We start from the raw sequence: 2,444 nt of genomic DNA, 5'->3' as shown, positions 1-2,444 counted from the left end.
TTATAAGGAGTTCTCCGCGCGTGTCGAACGTCCAAATGTTCTCTTTCTCAAAATAGATCTCTACACCGTTTTCCTTGAGTTTGCGGACGTTCTGCAGAGAATCCACAGTGTTTCTCGCAAAGCGGCTGACCGACTTTGTAATGATGAGGTCGATCTTGCCGGCAAGGGCATCCTCGATCATTTGGTTGAAGCCGTCACGCTTCTTTGTGTTGGTTCCACTGATCCCTTCGTCCGAATACATGCCGACGAAATCCCAGTCAGCGCGGCTTTCGATGTAGTTCTTGTAATGCGCCATCTGCATTTCATAACTGGAAGCCTGTTCTTCATGGTCGGTCGAAACTCTGGCGTACCCTGCCGTCCTGCGCCGTCTTGGTTCTGCCGTAACCTCCGACCGAAAGATTTTAGGGCTTGCAGGAATGACTCTCACTGTCTTTGCCATCGGTATGCGCCTCCTTCTTTGAGTTGAAATATGACCTCATCGTCGGATATGACAATCCGCTTTACGTTCTGTACGATCTTGCCCTCGTAGCCATCGCCGAAAAAGGATTCTGCCGCTTCCTTTAGTTCGGATTCGGGCAGCCGCTTCAGTCCGCATTTCGTGCGCGGCTGACTGCAAGACCACACCTTAGTCCCCTTCGTCCAAGTGTCACGCTCACATTTACTGCCACAGGAAGCGCAGTAGACTTTGTTGGTGAAGGGATTGCTGCCGCGCTGCCCGTTGTAGATGCGGGCAGTCTTTTTTATGCGACCATTCGTAAGATGAAACTCTACGCAGTCGCCGTAAATGACGATCTTGGACACCTTGCGCCTGAGTTCCGCAGTATCGAAATCATCCTTCTCCATGGCAATTCTGACCGCAGCCACAAGCTCCTCTTCCCTGATTGGACGGCTATCGCAAGCAGTGCTACCCTTCCGCTCTCTTGTGTTGCATCCCCATCGCCTGTACTTCCCGGCGGTTCTTCTGCTGAAGCCGCCTCCGCAACATCCACATTTCACCACTCCGGAAAACGGCATCAGCACAGGATTCCGATTGCTAGACTGCGCGGCTCTCCGTTTCCGTATCTCCTGTGCCTTATCAAAGTCATCTCGGCTTATGAGCGGCTCGAATATTCCCTCCACCAGATACATGGGAAGTTCTCCTTTATTCCGCTTGCGGATATGACCTTCTGTGATGTAGTTCTTCTGCAATGCCATCGTACCCGTGTAGGAGATGTTGGAGAGGATGTCCTTTACCGTGGTCTGCTCTATTGGTCTCCCCTGCCGTCCTGTGATTCCGCGCCCCGCGAGAGTCTTGGCGATGGCGTAGGCAGATTCTCCGGCAAGGTATCTGCGGAAAATTTCCTTGACGATCTCGCCCTCGGAAGGAACGATGCGGAACATCTCGCCGTCCCAAGTGTAGCCATAAGGCGGTTTATGCCCGTTCGGGATCCCCTGTCTAAAACGCCTCCGCACACCCCACCGAATGTTGTCGCCGATGCTTCTGCTCTCCTCTTGGGCAAAAGATGCGAGCAGCGTCAAGAGCAGCTCTCCGTCCTCGGACATGGAATCAATGTTCTCACGCTCGAAGCGGACGGCGATCCTCTTCTCTTTCAACCGTCGAACGGTATGAAGGCAATCTACGGTGTCACGGGCAAAACGGCTGATGCTTTTAACCAGTACCAGATCAATCTTTCCGGCGTTGCAATCGGCGATCAGGCGCTTGAACTCATCTCTGTGTGTAGTGCTTGTCCCTGTGATACCTTCGTCCGCATACACGCCTGCGTATTCCCATGCGAGATTTTTCTGGATGAGACTGCTGTAGTAACTGACCTGCGCCGCAAGGGAGTGGTGGAGCGTATCCACAGAGACGCGGGCGTAGGCAGCCACACGCAGCTTTTTCTGCAATATATGGCTTGGTTGAACTCTTCGTATCTTCATGGTGCTCCCTCCTTTCCAGTCCCATATTCCCGTACTATCCGCACGATAGCAAGTCAATATCTGAAAATAAAAGTCCGATGACGGGACGATATTTCTCGCGCATTTTCGCTTCAAACGCAAGATACTCGTCCTCTGACAAAAGCCCGCTCTGCAGCATTTTCCATGAAGCACGCATCACCATCTGATACGTCATTTCCCGTATTCCTTCTTCCTTGCTCATTTCAACATCTCCCTTCATGGAACAGCAGACAAAAACGGCACTTTTGGTCACCCAAAAAGTAAAAAAATAACCCGACGGTAAGCCGCCGGGCATTGAGGTTAAAGCAGTTATTTATCTTTGAGGCTGTGCATCATGTCCTGCAGTTTCTGTGGAACGGGAAGCCCCATCCGTGCTGCGTTCTCGATGATGGAGATTCCTTCATTCGAGATGTAGAAGAAGATCACGGCAGAACGCAGGACACAGCCGCTCCCGATGATGTGTACATCAAGGACGTTCGCCACGCCGACAAGGGTGAAGATGCAGACTT

At 52.0% G+C, this 2,444-nt stretch carries 4 protein-coding genes; all 4 read right to left on the bottom strand.

Going from position 1 to position 2,444, the window contains the following annotated elements; all coding sequences use genetic code 11:
- A partial coding sequence (locus HMPREF1992_RS00825) for a recombinase family protein (protein ID WP_021683903.1) occupies nt 1–439 on the bottom strand: 439 nt, incomplete at its 3' end.
- Nucleotides 424–1,917 (bottom strand): recombinase family protein, encoded by a 1,494-nt coding sequence (locus tag HMPREF1992_RS00820; protein WP_021683902.1) that lies wholly within the window; start codon nt 1,915–1,917, stop codon nt 424–426. The genes HMPREF1992_RS00820 and HMPREF1992_RS00825, both read right to left, overlap by 16 nt.
- Nucleotides 1,918–1,951: 34 nt before the next feature.
- On the bottom strand, nt 1,952–2,230 hold the full coding sequence (locus HMPREF1992_RS11405; RefSeq protein WP_231366939.1) for an SHOCT domain-containing protein: 279 nt from the start codon (nt 2,228–2,230) through the stop codon (nt 1,952–1,954).
- 14 nt (nt 2,231–2,244) lie between these two features.
- A partial coding sequence (locus HMPREF1992_RS00815) for a phage holin family protein (protein ID WP_021683901.1) occupies nt 2,245–2,444 on the bottom strand: 200 nt, incomplete at its 5' end.

The organism is Selenomonas sp. oral taxon 892 str. F0426 (assembly GCF_000468035.1).
GTDB lineage: Bacteria > Bacillota > Negativicutes > Selenomonadales > Selenomonadaceae > Centipeda.
This window is presented reverse-complemented; position numbering and strand designations above follow the sequence as displayed.